This is a genomic window from Paenibacillus xylanilyticus, from assembly GCF_013359935.1.
GTDB classification, from domain to species: Bacteria; Bacillota; Bacilli; order Paenibacillales; family Paenibacillaceae; genus Paenibacillus; species Paenibacillus xylanilyticus.
The window spans coordinates 277,243-292,467 of record NZ_JABMCB010000201.1; the positions used below are offsets into that span (position 1 = coordinate 277,243).

Consider the following 15,225-nt stretch of genomic DNA (forward strand, 5'->3'; position numbering starts at 1 on the left):
CATATTTTGGGGTGAGAAGATGAGGGCATCAGTAGCCATCTGTACACACAACAGGGGACATGACACCATGCAGGCTGTTGATAGTATATTAAGAGGCGAGTCTGACTACAAGACATATGAAATTTTGGTTATTGATAATCGTTCTACGGATAACACAAAAGAATTGTTCGAATCCATGAACTTCCCGGAACATGTGCGATATGTTTTTGAGCCGCAACTAGGATTGTCCTATGCAAGGAACAGGGCCATTGAGGAGGCAAAGGGAGAGTTTGTCATGTTTTTGGATGACGATGCCCTTGCTGCTCCAACATGGGTTGATGAAGTTATAAAAATATTTGATATGGATCCTGCCATTGGTTGTGTAGGAGGCAAGATCGTTCCCATTTGGGAAGGTGGAAAACCGGAGTGGATTCCAGATGAAATTGTTACTTTGTATACAGTAATGGACTTCTCGGACAGTGTTGTGGAGATGAAGGCTCCTCATATTCCGTTTGGGGCGAACGTATCATTTAGAAAGAGCATATTTAGGGAAATCCAGCCGTTTAGAGTAGATCTTGGTCGTGTCGGAAATAACCTGATGTCGAGTGAAGAGAGTGAACTCATTGGCCGGGTTCGATTAGTTCATAAGATTTATTACAGTCCATATGCGGTGGTAGAACATAAGATTGCTAAAAGCAGATTGAATAAACGTTGGTTGTTTCGCCGGGTATACTGGCAAGGTATTAGTGACGCAACCCGATATCAAAAAAGCGCATGGGGAATTTATAAACATCTGATTCGAATCGCACAGTCGGTTTTACTTATTGTGATCTCGTTTAACAATGTAAAAAAAGTGACCAGTCAGATGGCTAAAATATCTTATCGTAATGGAACGATTGTTGGTTCATTCCGAAATGGCAAAGGGTTGAACACCTAATGAACATGGCCGTTGCCAAAAACAGACGAGAATACAGCATGATTCAAAACATTCTCATGACCAGTTTTGCCAATATTCTCATTATGGGTGTTACAACACTGACGTCCATTGTGACAGCCCGCATGTTTGGGGCTACGGGTAAAGGCGAGCTTGCCGCTGTGCTGTTCTGGCCTGCATTTATATCAGGACTTGCAGCTCTCGGGTTACCGACTTCACTAATCTACAATGTTAAAAAACACAGTGATCAATTGCCGACATACATCAGCATGAGTTTTGCCGTCCAGCTTCCCATTAGTCTAATTGCCGGCATAATCAGTTGGTTTGGTATTCCCTTATGGCTCTCAGGATACTCTGAATCCGTAGTTACCATTGCACGTTGGTATACGGTCTCCATGGTACCTATTCTATTACTTATGGGAGTGCTGGCGGCATCAGCTCAAGGCACGGAAAAGTTCCATATTTATAATCTGTCCCGACTGCTTGCACCTCTTATTAATTTGTTTGGACTTGTTGCACTATGGGCTACAGGGTTATTAACTGTGGAGAAAGCCATCATGATCAGTTTTGCTGCCAATATTCTGGTTCTGCTTGGTTACATGTTCATGATGCGACGACAGATTTTCGGTCCGATCAATCAATTAGTCGCCCAATTCAAAACTTGCATTCACTTGTTTAGTTACGGCATCCGCGTGTATGGAGTAGAGTTGTTGGGAACGTTGTATAACCAGTTCGACAAAATTATTATTCTGGCGCTATTAACACCGATGGATTTTGGTTTATATTCTGTTGTTTATGCGCTGTCCCGCATGTTCAATGTAGTACAGATGGCAATCACGAATGTGATATTTCCCAAAGTTGCAGGAATGGAACAGGAGAAAGTGCTGACACTTGTAGGAAGAGCTTTTCGAATCAGTATGGTTCTTATGACGATCATCATCATACCCAGTATGCTGATTGGTCGTTTTTTTATTGGCCTACTATTTGGACCTGAGTTTCTCCAGGCGAGCAGTACCTTTTATCTGCTTTCTCTTGAATGCATTGTAGGCGGAGGATCATGGATTCTGGCTTCAGCTTTTAATGCACTGGGTCGACCAGGCGTAATTGTTTTACGTCAGGTTATTGCACTTGGTGTGACGATTACCTTGTTTTTTGTGTTAACTCCGTTGTTTGGACTGTTTGGGATTGGCCTCGCCCTGTTGCTGGGCTCATTTGTACGTATTTTGATGTCACTGGTATCCATATCTGTAATCTTCAAGATGCCGATTCGCAAAATGCTCTATGACCGAGCAGATATTTTATTCCTGAAGGATCGTTTAAGAGAGAAAAATATACTCAAAGGAGCCGGAAAAGATGCCAAACTTGCAAAAGACTCATCGCATGGATGAGTTGAAGAAGAAGCTTGAGCAGATATTGGAGATCATGCCTCCTGAGTCCAAAATCTACTATATTGATTATCCTGTGCATAGCAATTGCGGCGATCTGTTGATTATGAAAGGGACGGAAGCCTTTTTCAAAGACTATCGAATAAAAGTTGCTGAACGTTACAGTGTTCACGATTTTAATGAACAAACGGTGATCCCGAAAGACCACATTATTGTGCTGCATGGTGGTGGGAATTTCGGCGATTTATACGAAGCCCATCAGCGTCTCAGGGAAAATATAATCCGAAAATATCCCGAGCATCGGATCATTATTCTTCCTCAAACGATCTTCTTCAAGGAGGAAACAGCTCTGCGTAAAACGGCTGAAGTATTCAGCCAACATTCCGATCTTCATCTGTTTGTACGAGATGAACCCTCTTATCAGATAGCAACGGAAAACTTTAAAGGGTGCCACGTTTCATTAATACCAGATATGGCACATCAATTGTGGCCGATCGAGAGAAATAGCTCTCCGCGTAAAGAACGATTGAATTTTTATAGAACAGATATTGAAAAAGCCGCAGAACCCTCCCATATGGTTGCAGATCAGCAAGGAGATTTCCTGGATTGGCCTACCTTGTACAATCGGTACGAGCGCAAACTGGTATATTGGCTGGGACTTGGACTTCGGAAAGGAAAAGGCAGACGGCTGCTTCAGAAGATCTGGATGAAGTATAGTGATTATTTGGTAAACAAAGCGATTCGTTGTTTTAGTGAATATGAGATGATCCATTCTTCCAGATTGCATGGTCACATCTTGTCCTGTTTGATGGCAAAGCCCAATCTTCTAATTGATAATTCCTACGGTAAAAACTCCGGATATTATCGAATATGGACCCACCAGGTCAACACGGCAACATTGGATTTATCTTCTAAGAAAAGTGCAAAGATCGATCATAATTACATTGAGTCAACCGTGTCTGTGTAGGTTGCACATCAATTTCAAGGAGCATCCGTTTTTTGAAAAATATAGAGTGGAGTGATCATATTGCGAATCGTGCTTCTCTCAGGAGGATCGGGGAAAAGGTTGTGGCCCTTGTCCAATGATACACGTTCCAAGCAGTTCCTCAAAGTGCTTGAAGGTCCCCAGGGGCAGTCGGAGTCAATGGTGCAGCGGGTATGGAGACAGTTACAGCAGACCGGATTGAGTGAACAGGCGACGATTGCAACGAGCAAGCCACAGGTGGAGATTTTACAAAGCCAACTGGGTGAGGAGGTTGACCTTGTGGTTGAGCCGGAACGCAGGGATACCTTCCCTGCCATTGCTTTAGCGGCTGTCTATCTCTACTCGGTGCAGGGTGTCAGCTTGAACGAAACCGTAGCCGTACTTCCGGTTGACCCTTACGTGGAGGAATCTTTCTTTTATAAAGTTATGGATCTTGAACAGATCCTGGCGGAATCCAAAGTGGATTTGGCATTGATCGGAGTGAAACCCACCTATCCTTCGGAAAAATATGGTTATATTGTAACGGAACCAAGCGAAACAAGAGAAAAAGAACATATGCAATATGCCAAGGTAACCCGTTTTCAAGAGAAACCTCGCGAGGCTGAAGCAGCAGAGATGATAAAACAATCTGCCCTTTGGAATTGCGGGGTTTTTGCGTTCAAACTCAATTATCTGATTAATCTGCTGATCGAGCTTGAGCTGCCAATTCAGTATGAAGAGATGCTCAAGCAATACGGAAGGTTGGAGAAAATCAGCTTCGATTATCAAGTCGTTGAAAAGGCCTCTCAAATTGTAGTTACACCTTACGATGGATATTGGAAAGATCTAGGGACGTGGAATACGCTGACAGATGAAATGAGCACCAACATTGTGGGCAAGGGTGTAGTTACAGAGAGTTCAGTAAACACCCATCTGGTCAATGAGTTGAATATCCCGGTATGCGTATTGGGCGTTTCAAACGTGATTGTTGCTACGAGCCCGGATGGTATCCTGGTCAGCGAGAAAGAAGCAAGCCCACAAATTAAAGAACTTCTCAAAGATAGTACGGAACGTCCCATGTATGAAGAACGCCGCTGGGGCTGTTACAAGGTTCTTGATTATACACGGAATGCTCAGGGTGAAGAGGTACTAACCAAACGCATTATTATTGGAGCCGGAAAAAATTTATCTTACCAGTACCATCTGAAACGAAACGAAGTATGGACAGTCGTTTCCGGGCAAGGTGAATTGATTCTGGACGGTGATATTAGACAGATTAATCAGGGCGATACCATTTCAATTCCGTCTGGCGGAAAACATAGTGTGAAAGCTGTTACAGAACTTGAAATTATCGAAGTCCAGATGGGCAGTGAACTGATCGAAGAGGACATTGTAAGAATTGAAATGGAATGGGCAGACATCATCCAAAATTGTGTGAACTGGGGGAAAACAAGATGAATATTGCAGTAATTGGAACAGGGTATGTAGGTCTTGTATCGGGAGTCTGCTTTTCGGAGATCGGCAATCGGGTCATCTGTGTAGATAACAATCAGGACAAAGTAGATATGCTTAATGCAGGTGAAGTTCCCATTTACGAGCCTGGACTCAAAGAACTCATGGTCGCCAACAAGCGAGCAGGCAGGTTATCCTTTACGTCCGATATCGCTGAAGCCATTCGTGAATCCGATATTATCTTCATCGCAGTAGGAACCCCCTCTTTGCCAAATGGAGATGCCAACCTGGGGTATGTCGAGCAGGTAGCCATCGAGATTGGGACCCATCTGGAGAGCTATAAAATTGTTGTGACCAAAAGTACAGTGCCTGTGGGCACCAATGATCGCGTCAGAGAACTGATCCAGAGTATTTCCACTCAACCGTTTGACGTTGCGTCTGTCCCTGAATTTTTGCGAGAAGGCTCTGCAGTGAAGGATACGCTGAATCCGGATCGTATCGTGATTGGTACGGACAGTGAACGGGCAATCAAGGCACTCAAGAAACTTCATCGCCCACTAACCGAAAATCTCATCATTACTGACATCCGGTCAGCAGAGATGATTAAATACGCGTCCAATGCATTCCTCGCAACAAAAATATCATTTATTAATGAAATTTCAAATATATGTGAAAAGGTTGGCGCGGATGTTACGCGTGTAGCCGAAGGCATGGGATATGATAAACGAATCGGTTCTTCATTCCTGAAAGCTGGTATTGGTTATGGAGGGTCTTGTTTCCCCAAAGATACACAGGCTCTGATTCAAATCGCGGGCAAAGTTGATTATGATTTCAGACTTTTAAAATCCGTTGTTCAGGTTAACCAGGATCAACGATTTAATGTGATTCGCAAACTTGAAGAGATTTTCGGTACCGTTAGCGGTAGAACCATTGCCGTCTGGGGACTTGCTTTTAAACCGGATACGGATGATGTAAGGGATGCACCTGCTATCGATATTATTAGGTATTTAACAGAAGCGGGGGCTGTTGTTAAGGCTTATGATCCGATTGCCACAGCCAACTTCCGCAAAGAAATGGATGTCGCCTCGATCGCATGGGAAGATAACCCGCTGAAGGCTGCCAAAGGAGCTGATGCACTTTGCGTGCTGACAGAATGGAAGGAGTTCTCCCAGATGAACCTGATGGAACTTGCGAGCATGATGAATGAAGCGATTATGATTGACGGGCGTAATGTCTACAACAAAGAACAAATCCATGCTTCTGGGTTCCAATATTACTCTGTAGGCCGCCCTGGCCTCAATCATGCAGAAGGTAAAGCCGCAGCGATCATCTAAACAGGAATATCATCATAACGTGAGTGAGGACATACCATGAAAAAGTGGATGAAAATTTCGATCTGGGTGGTTTCCATTTTTGTCATTGCTGTGTTTGGGTATGCGATGTATTTATACCAATCCGTGAAGTCTACAGCTGATCAGATTTACGAGCCGCGTGATCCAGCGCAGCCTGTCTCTATTTCGGACAATAGAGGCGGGCTGCCAGTAGATATCAATAGCAAGGAGCCATTCAATGCTCTTATTCTGGGAGTGGATGAACGTCCGAACGATCCGGGGCGCTCGGATACAATGATCGTATTAAGTGTGAATCCTGGGAAAAAACAAGTGCTCATGTTTAATATTCCGAGGGATACACGAACCGAGATTGTTGGCCACAGCACAGAAGACAAAATCAATCATGCGTATGCCTTCGGCGGTGTAGACATGTCGGTGAGAACCGTAGAACAATTTCTGGATGCCCCCATTCATTATTATATGAAAGTGGACATGGAAGGTTTTGCGAAAATCATTGATCTGGTCGGAGGTGTAGATGTAAATAATCCATTTGCATTTGATTATGAGGGTCATCGTTACGAGCAGGGGAATATTCATTTGGATGGTGTGGCTGCCTTGGGTTTTTCGAGGATGCGGTATGATGACCCCCAAGGAGACTTGGGGCGTAATGGACGGCAACGTGAGGTTTTGAAGCAAATGATGAAAAATACGATGCAATTCTCCAGTGTACTCAATCTTCAAAATATGCTGGATGAGCTGGGTACACATGTCAGAACAGACCTGACTTTTGATGAGATGAAGGAACTTATTCTTGATTATCGCAGTGATCTCGAAAATGTGGACACAGTGGAAATCAAGGGTAAAGGCGAAAAGATCAACGGAATTTACTATTATATTGTGGAACAGCAGGAGCGAGATCGCATTCACGGGATAATTGAAGAGAATTTAAAGAATTAAGAATCTTCGATGGGCAACGAAAGTGGTGATGACAATAATTGTGGAGGAGGGCTCCAGAAAAAGGAGACACGGTCGCAAACGAAGAGTGTACGGTTTTATTCTGTCCCTGCTGTTGATCGCAGCCTGGGTTTTGGTGATCTGGTCCATGTCCAACCAATCGTATCAGCAGCAGACCATCCAGCCTTGGCTGCATCAATGGTCCGAAAAAGTCAAAATCGGATTTGTATTGCCTGATGTGCAATTCACTTACGGAGAGCATGACTATTCTTTGAGACAGAGACCTTATGACTTCGCCGAGTTTATATTTCGCAAGAGTGCGCACTTATTTGTGTATGCAGTGCTGGCGGTGCTTGTCTTCGGCGGACTGCGGTACAGGAAAATGCATATGCTGACCTGTATCGCTGCTTCCCTGATTGTTGTAGCGATTATTGCCTCTATTGATGAGTATATCCAGCAGTTCAGCCCTAACCGGACAAGTTCGATACGTGACATCGGAGTGGATCTGATTGGTGGCTTCTGCGGAATTACAATTTATGTGGCGATGAAGACCATGATCCGGAAACGAAGATCTCGCAGGCATTCGTCAACTCCAAACAAGTGATTTCCCAGGAAATGCTCTGTGCCAACCAGCTTCTACTTTCCTGCTATCCATCATAAGAATGGAGTAGGACAGGAGGGGTGGACATGCTGCGAAGACGCAATCGCAATGCTTTGTTCAAAAAGATCGGGTTCATCGCACTTGTGCTGCTGCTGTTATGGCTTATAGCCAAAACCATTCCATATCTTTTTCGTGCGGATGCTCCGGATGAAGCTGCTTCGGTGGTTGAAGAGTTTTACCATTATGAGCAGGCGGGAGATTTCGGCAGTTCATGGGAACTGTTTCACCCACTGATGAAGGAACGTTTCTCCAAAAGTGCCTATTTGCAGTCCAGAGCACATATTTTTATGCAGCATTTTGGCGTGGAAACATTTGAGTTCGAGATGGAAAAACCGGAGCGGGAATTTGATGTCACGGTGATTGACGGCGTAGAGCCATTTGCCGAGGCTTACAAAATCGGAATAATCATGAAGTACAGAAGCACCTTCGGTCAATTGAATCTTGTACAGACCTGCTATGTGGTGAAGGATGGGGAGGACTGGACATTGCTCTGGTATTACCCTGGAAAGGGTGGGGAGCAGCACTCCGGTGAAAGCCATAAATGATCTTCTGAGGCGGGTAGGCGGATGATATTGATCGATACTTTGCATCACTTTGTATCATTTTCCCGAAGAAAAGCTCTATAAATGCGAGACTTTTGTCGCATTTATAGAGCTTTTTTTGCGTTTCGGCCCTATTTAAAGGGCGATGGGCTTGACAATAGTCCTGGGGTCAAGTAAATTACGAGTTAGATACAAAATGTATCAAAATTCAGCTTCTAACGACAAATAACAGGGACGACATCGCTCCTTGTTGAGGGGAAGGAATTTCAGTGATCGAAACGAGCCGCTTTTACTGTGTCAGTTGTGGGATGATTGTGTCGGTTGGTAGAGGCTCTGTCGAATCAAAGGAAGAGGGCTATGGAGGCAATCACGTATTTCGCACCGGATTTTATCGGAGTGAAATGCCGCTTGGATGCTGTGGAGCGTGTCTGATCCATACAAAGCGCAAGGAGAACACCCAGTTTACGGGACAATATACTAAAGATTATGATACACTATGTTCATATGAGAAACGGGCCTGATTAAATATGCCCGTTGATGAGGGAGTGAATTGAATGCAGCAGGAGCCGGTCGTCCGACTTCAGGGCGTCAGTAAAATCATATCTTCCCGATCGTTGGTCAGCGACCTGACTCTGGATATTTCTCCGGGGCAGGTTTTTGGTTTTTTAGGGCCTAATGGTGCCGGGAAAACGACAACGATTCGAATGATGGTCGGACTAATGTCCATTAGCAAGGGAGATATTTTCATCTCGGGACACAGTGTAAAGAATGAATTTGAACAGGCAGTGGCTAATGTGGGAGCCATTGTAGAAAATCCGGAAATGTACAAGTTTCTCACCGGATACCAGAATCTTGTGCATTTTGCCCGCATGTCTCCAGGGATTACGAAAGAGCGCATTGCGGAAACCATTGAGCGTGTAGGGTTAACGGCCCGTATTCATGATAAAGTGAAAACCTATTCTCTGGGGATGCGTCAGCGCCTTGGTGTGGCGCAGGCCATATTACATAAGCCAAAGCTGCTTGTGCTGGATGAGCCAACCAACGGTCTTGATCCGCAGGGGATTCGGGAATTAAGGGATTATCTGCGCCAGCTCAGCCGTGAGGAAGGCATTACCGTCTTTGTTTCGAGCCACTTACTGTCGGAGATGGAACTGATGTGTGATACGGTTGCCATCATCCAAAACGGTAAACTGATTGATGTGAGAAACCTCAGAGCCGAAGCCGGGGCAGATGCACTCACGGAAGTTGCCTTTGAAGTGAATGACGCGCAGCGTGCCGCAGAACTGGTTCATGATGCTGCGGTCCAAGGGAACATGCTTGTGGTACGTATATCACGTGACCAGATTCCGGATCTAAATGCCAAACTGGTGAGTGAAGGCATTCAGGTATACGGGATCCGTAACGTAACGCACACACTCGAAGACCAATTTTTACAAGTGACTGGGGGCGGAGGTATTGTCTAACTTTGGTAATCTTTTATTGAATGAAAATATGAAAATATTTCGGCGGCCCCGTACGTGGATCATGCTTTCATTTTTGGCGTTAATCTCGCTGTTGTTTCCGGTGCTGCTGAGAGAAGGCATGGCAGCCGGTGACGTTTACTTCTGGGAAGCAGCTATCACTACGGTTCAGATCGTGTTCTTCCTGAATACCATCTTCTGTGTTGTCATTGCAGCTGAAGCGGTAGCAGGGGAATTCACATGGGGGACCATCAAGCTGCTGCTCATTCGTCCATGGTCACGAAGCAAGATTTTGGCCTCAAAATACGTGACTGTCATTGCGTTCAGTCTGCTCAGTACGATTCTGATCCTGTTGCTCGCAACGGGCATGTCCTATCTGCTATTCTCCCATGATGGATCTGTGAGCGGGAGCGGCAGCTCGGCGTCATATGCGTTTGAGTTATGGGCATATCTGTATGTCGATCTGTTTATTACGCTGGCTATTGCTTTTATGGTTTCTTCCGTGTTTCGTTCGGGGGCATTGGCGATTGGTCTGTCACTGTTTATCATGTTCACCCAGAGTATATTCGCCTTGATTTTCAATCCGGATCGGTATGAATGGGCCAAGTTTGTCCTGTTTAATAACATGGATCTCAGCCGGTATATGAGTTCAGGAATGGACTTTGGATTGCTCGGCGGGGGTAACGCGGGAATGACCCTTGGTTTCTCCGTTGCTGTACTGGCGGTTTATTATGTCATCTTTATGGTCATTTCATGGGTAGTTTTCAATAAAAGAGATGTGGCAGGCTAACCGCCTGCTGTTTTTTTTTGCCCATTTCACTCACTGAGAAAAGGAGACCTCACGATAACAGACTCCAATTGTGGCAATACTTGCGTTTAAGGGTACATATAATCAAGTGACCGTCAAAGAGTGCACCAGATTATCGCCGCAATACGGGGAGCGCAGCGTATGGAGGGATCAATTTCTTGATAAACAATAAGTTTTACCGAATTTGCACAGCCATTATTTTGCTGCTGCTCATTGTCTATTTGGGAGATAAAGTGAATTTTATTTTCCGCCCGTTAACATCACTAATACATATCATCATTATTCCGCTACTGATCGCGGGCTTTTTCTATTATTTACTTCGGCCGCTCGTTGACTACATGGAACGACATCGGATGAAGAGGGCTCTGTCCGTTCTCATTATTTATGTCGTGATTGCCCTGCTGATTGCCGGATTCAGTGTGCTCGTATGGCCCTCACTCCGGGAACAACTATGGAACTTTATTGAAAATACACCGGTTTTGATGTCCTCACTTAGTGCTCAGCTAAACGAACTGGAGAGAAGCGGCTTCCTGTCCAAATATCTGCCCGAAGATTCGGATATCGTTTCACGATTCTCTGACTTCCTGACTCAGGGAATTGCGCAGGTAACGGATTATCTATCCGGGCTGTTCTCGGTTGTATCCAATCTGGTCATCATTTTGGCGACATTTCCGATTATGCTGTATTACATGCTGAAGGAAGGCAGCAAGTTTGGCACCAATCTAACCCTGCTTCTGCCGAGAGGTTACCGGAAGGACGGGGAAGAGACCGTTCATGAAATAGATGAAGCGCTGAGCAATTTTATTGTAGGGCGAGTGATTGTCAATGTCGCGCTGGGAATCCTGATGTACATCGGTTTTCTTATCCTCGGATTGCCTTATGCGCTATTGCTGACGGTCGTATCCATCATATTAAATTTCATTCCTTATGTCGGTGCGATCCTGGCAGCCATACCAATTGTTATTGTAGCCTTTATTGAATCTCCATCCATGGCGATCTGGTCGCTGGTCATTATCGTGGTGGCGCAGCAGATTCAGGATAATCTGATATCTCCTTATGTCTATGGCAAGCAGCTGGATATCCATCCGCTGACAACCGTCATTTTATTGCTGGTAGGTGCTGACCTTGGCAATATCCTCGGCATGATCATTGTGATTCCGTTGTATATGATTATCAAGATCATTTTCCGCAAGATTCAGAATCGAATTGTGGAGGATAGAGCAGAGAATACGTGAAGATGAGCATATCTTTTTTGATGAAATACCAAAAGAGCACTTCCGCGAGGGAAGTGCTCTTTTATATTCCAATACGGCATTAACGTGTGATTAACTGTATCGCTTATGAACTCTTTTCGGATTCGTCATCCGTATACTCAGACATAACGAGCGGCTCTTTAGGTACAACTGCCACTTTATAGAACCGGTTTTTGTCTTTTTCCAGAAGAACAAAGGTCAGGTTCTCGAACTCATACTCATCCTGCTCGTTCATCTCCGGACGGTGGCTGTAGAGCCATCCACCAATCGTATCCCATTCATCGGCATCGAGGTTCGACATAAACATGTCGTTAACCTTGGACAGGGATACCTTACCATCCATAATGACATAGTTTTCGTTGATGACCTGGATGTCTTCCACTTCGTCCGCATCGAACTCGTCGCGGATCTCGCCGACAATCTGTTCAAGCACATCTTCAATCGTCACAATACCTGATGTTCCGCCGTATTCATCGACCAGCACGGCGATATGAACGCCATCCTTTTGCATTTTCTTGAGCAGATCCTTAACCGGAGTCGTTTCATGAACAGCAGATACGGGCTGGATCAGTGAAGAAAGATCAACAGGTTCATCGTTTCCGTAAAGCTCAAGGAAGAATTGTTTGGTATTGATGATACCGATAATATCGTCTTTGCTCTCGTTCACAACCGGGAAACGGGTGTACTGCTCTTCACGAATGATCTCCAGGTTTTCCTCGTTCGTTCTATTCACATAAAGGCAGACCATATCGGTCCGGGGTACCATGATTTCTTTGGCTAACATTTCATCAAAAGCAAAGATCCGGCTTACATAACCGAACTCAGCTTGGTTGATTTTACCACTTTCAAAGCTTTCATTAATAATGATCTGCAACTCTTCTTCGGAGTGTGCATCTTCATGTTCAGAGGCAGGTTTGATTCCGAACAGTTTCACCAGTTGGTTCGCTGAGCCGTTCAACAGCCAGATAAAAGGATACATAATTCGGTTAAACCAGATGATAGGTGTAGACGTCAGCAGTGCAACAGTCTCGGCTTTCCGGATTGCAATCGTTTTTGGAGCGAGTTCACCAACCACAACATGCAGATACGTGATGGAAGCAAACGCGATAACAAACGATAAGAACGAAGAAACCGCCTCAGGCATTTTCAAGCTTTCAAACACAGGGTGGAGAATCTTCTCTACCGTTGGTTCACCCAGCCAGCCCAGTCCCAGAGATGTGATCGTGATTCCAAGCTGGCAGGCGGACAAATAGCCATCCAGATTGGCAACGGCCTGTTTAACAGCCAGCGCACGCTTGTTCCCTTCTGCAATCATTTGGTCGATCCGGCTCGGACGAACCCGTACCAGAGCGAACTCCACTGCAACAAAAAACGCCGAAAGTCCTATCAAAAACGCAACCATTACTAAATTTATCGCATACCTCTCACTTTCCATTCACTGCTCTTCTCCTTTAGGTAATAAGTTTTTAACGAATATTATATCGAATTTAACGCCAGAAGACCACCTCCTGCGGAGCAAAAGAGGAAGACTATGGAAGGTGAAATGCTCTAAATGGCGGTGTGATGCGGTTTCTCAGACTTGATGGAGAATATGTAGATGCAAACACAGTCAGAATAGACAGCCATTTCAGCATAGCAGGCGGGCAGTAAACCCTAAGATTAGTTTGCGTATGTAAAGTTTTATCTATACGGACGTTACGAATAGGTCCAACATTGGGTATCTATGATTAGCTATATGCTTTATCGTCAAAACTGATGAAGTGAGAGAGAAAGGCAAGATTGTCATCGAGGGGGAAGCCGGAATGTTTTGGCTGGTCATTATTTTACTCGTTTTTATTTTCCAGGCAGCCACCATTATCATATTGGAGTTCAGAAATCCGTCCAAAGCGGTGGCCTGGCTGTTTATTTTGTTTTGTGTGCCTCCGATTGGTTTTATCGTGTATTACTTCGTGGCACAGGATTTCAACAAACGAAAAAAAGTACGCAAAGCCGGATCGAGAATTTTCAGGGAGATTAAGGAAACGATATGGGAGCAGGCTCATATTGTGAAGGAAGCAGCCGAAATGCCTGACAATCGCTTTATGCACCAGCAGCGGTTGTTTAATCTGCTGTCCCATCTGTCGGAGAGCCCTATCACGGGCTGCAACAGAAGCAAAGTGTTAACGAACGGGAAAGAGGCCTTCCCGGCCATGTTAAGGGAAATGGAGAAGGCGAAGCATCATCTGCATGTGGAGTTTTACATTTTTCGTGATGATGCAATCAGTACCAAGTTTCAGGAAGTGATGATTCGCAAGGCACGTGAAGGTGTAAGAGTCCGGTTTATCTGTGACGGTCTTGGCAGCCACAAAATGAGCCTGGGTTTTATCCGCAAGCTTCAGGATGCCGGGGTGGAATTCCATTATTTCCTTCCTCCGCTGATTGCCACCATTGATCGCAGGGTCAATTACCGGAATCATCGGAAAATTATCGTCGTGGATGGAAGGGTTGGATTTGTGGGCGGCATTAATGTCGGGGATGATTACCTCGGAAAATACCATAAAATGGGGTTCTGGCGGGATACGCATATGCAGCTGGAAGGTGACGCCGTTTATTTCCTGCAAAACACATTTCTTAACGACTGGAAGCTTGCTTCCGGTGAGCAGATTACCGAAACGCAGTTAAAAGAACTGTTTCCGCCTCATATATGCAGCGGGGACGAAAAAATTCAGATTCTGGCCAGTGGACCTGACCAGGAGTGGGATGCGATTCAGGAAATGTGTTTTGGAGCCATCTCGGTAGCCTGTGAACGCATTTATATTACGAGTCCTTATTTCATTCCGGATCCTGCCCTGTATGAAGCGCTGAAGACTGCTGCTGTAAGCGGGGTGGATGTGAAGATCATTATTCCCTATCAGTCTGATTCACGGCTTGTGCATCTGGCTTCCCTCTCGTATGTGGAGGAATTGCTCCGTGCTGGGGTGGAGTTTTATCAGTATCGAAAAGGATTTGTACATGCCAAAGTCATGATTGTGGATGAGCTGCTTGCCACCGTGGGGACAGCCAACATGGATATGCGCAGTTTTTTCTGCAACTTTGAACTTACAGCCGTTCTGTTTGAATCCTCCTCCATGGATCGTTTGATAGCGGATTTTGAAAAGGATTTGAAGGTGTCCAGCAAGATCGACCTTAAGGCATTTCAGGGACGTTCACGAGGGCAAAAGGGGGCAGAAATCCTTTCTCGCATGCTTTCTCCGCTGCTTTAGCCGTTTTAGGTTCGATTTCTGAAGATAAATTCACTTTTTTTGAATTTATCTTCTTTTTGCTAACTATTTTGCTCAAATTTGATCTTTTATGATATAATAAATATATAAATCATGTCTTGGCGAAGGAGGGGGGTCTGCGGGAAACAGGCTCCCTTTTGCTCTCTTTTCGAAGTGTAAACCGGAATTAAGACATATTTGAATCCATTTCATATTGCCTTTAGTTACTTATAAGAAGGGTACTTATAGAGTTAAGCGAGATC

Annotated in this window: 13 protein-coding genes; 12 read left to right on the forward strand and 1 reads right to left on the reverse strand. The window is 44.9% G+C overall.

What is annotated here, in order from left to right:
• Window positions 1–19: 19 nt before the first annotated feature.
• From HP552_RS25500 to HP552_RS25550, 11 genes are all read left to right on the forward strand, one after another.
• A complete protein-coding gene (locus tag HP552_RS25500) occupies window positions 20–916 on the forward strand; it encodes a glycosyltransferase (protein WP_175398187.1) in 897 nt (298 codons plus the stop codon).
• Window positions 916–2,301: an oligosaccharide flippase family protein gene (locus tag HP552_RS25505; protein WP_246311048.1), complete on the forward strand. Its 1,386-nt coding sequence runs from the start codon at window positions 916–918 to the stop codon at window positions 2,299–2,301. The genes HP552_RS25500 and HP552_RS25505 overlap by 1 nt, the downstream gene beginning before the upstream one ends.
• Window positions 2,267–3,265, forward strand: a complete 999-nt coding sequence (locus HP552_RS25510; protein WP_175398188.1) for a polysaccharide pyruvyl transferase family protein — start codon at window positions 2,267–2,269, stop codon at window positions 3,263–3,265. Before HP552_RS25505 ends, HP552_RS25510 begins: the two co-directional genes overlap by 35 nt.
• Before the next feature lie 60 nt (window positions 3,266–3,325).
• Window positions 3,326–4,720: a sugar phosphate nucleotidyltransferase gene (locus HP552_RS25515; RefSeq protein ID WP_175398189.1), complete on the forward strand. Its 1,395-nt coding sequence runs from the start codon at window positions 3,326–3,328 to the stop codon at window positions 4,718–4,720.
• Window positions 4,717–6,048: a UDP-glucose dehydrogenase family protein gene (locus tag HP552_RS25520; protein ID WP_175398190.1), complete on the forward strand. Its 1,332-nt coding sequence runs from the start codon at window positions 4,717–4,719 to the stop codon at window positions 6,046–6,048. The genes HP552_RS25515 and HP552_RS25520 overlap by 4 nt, the downstream gene beginning before the upstream one ends.
• A 36-nt stretch (window positions 6,049–6,084) precedes the next feature.
• A complete protein-coding gene (locus HP552_RS25525; RefSeq protein ID WP_175398191.1) occupies window positions 6,085–7,002 on the forward strand; it encodes an LCP family glycopolymer transferase in 918 nt (305 codons plus the stop codon).
• 28 nt (window positions 7,003–7,030) lie between these two features.
• Window positions 7,031–7,603: a VanZ family protein gene (locus HP552_RS25530; RefSeq protein WP_246311071.1), complete on the forward strand. Its 573-nt coding sequence runs from the start codon at window positions 7,031–7,033 to the stop codon at window positions 7,601–7,603.
• Window positions 7,604–7,686: 83 nt separating this feature from the next.
• Entirely contained in the window at window positions 7,687–8,205 is a 519-nt protein-coding gene (locus tag HP552_RS25535) for a hypothetical protein (RefSeq protein WP_175398193.1), read from the forward strand.
• A 551-nt stretch (window positions 8,206–8,756) separates the two neighbouring features.
• Complete coding sequence (locus tag HP552_RS25540; RefSeq protein WP_175398194.1) at window positions 8,757–9,665, forward strand: ABC transporter ATP-binding protein; 909 nt, start codon at window positions 8,757–8,759, stop codon at window positions 9,663–9,665.
• Complete coding sequence (locus HP552_RS25545) at window positions 9,658–10,452, forward strand: ABC transporter permease (protein ID WP_175398195.1); 795 nt, start codon at window positions 9,658–9,660, stop codon at window positions 10,450–10,452. The genes HP552_RS25540 and HP552_RS25545 overlap by 8 nt, the downstream gene beginning before the upstream one ends.
• Window positions 10,453–10,628: 176 nt before the next feature.
• The gene (locus tag HP552_RS25550; RefSeq protein WP_175398196.1) at window positions 10,629–11,705 is read left to right on the forward strand and encodes an AI-2E family transporter; all 1,077 of its coding nucleotides are present in this window, start codon (window positions 10,629–10,631) and stop codon (window positions 11,703–11,705) included.
• A 103-nt stretch (window positions 11,706–11,808) separates the two neighbouring features.
• On the opposite strand, the gene HP552_RS25555 is transcribed toward HP552_RS25550, so the two are convergent.
• Window positions 11,809–13,158 carry a hemolysin family protein gene (locus HP552_RS25555; protein ID WP_175398197.1) on the reverse strand — a complete coding sequence of 450 codons (1,350 nt, stop codon included), beginning with the start codon at window positions 13,156–13,158 and terminating at the stop codon, window positions 11,809–11,811.
• A gap of 367 nt (window positions 13,159–13,525) precedes the next feature.
• On the opposite strand from HP552_RS25555, the gene cls reads away from it, so the two are divergent.
• Window positions 13,526–14,965 (forward strand): cardiolipin synthase, encoded by a 1,440-nt coding sequence (cls, locus tag HP552_RS25560; RefSeq protein WP_175398198.1) that lies wholly within the window; start codon window positions 13,526–13,528, stop codon window positions 14,963–14,965.
• Window positions 14,966–15,225: the final 260 nt, after the last annotated feature.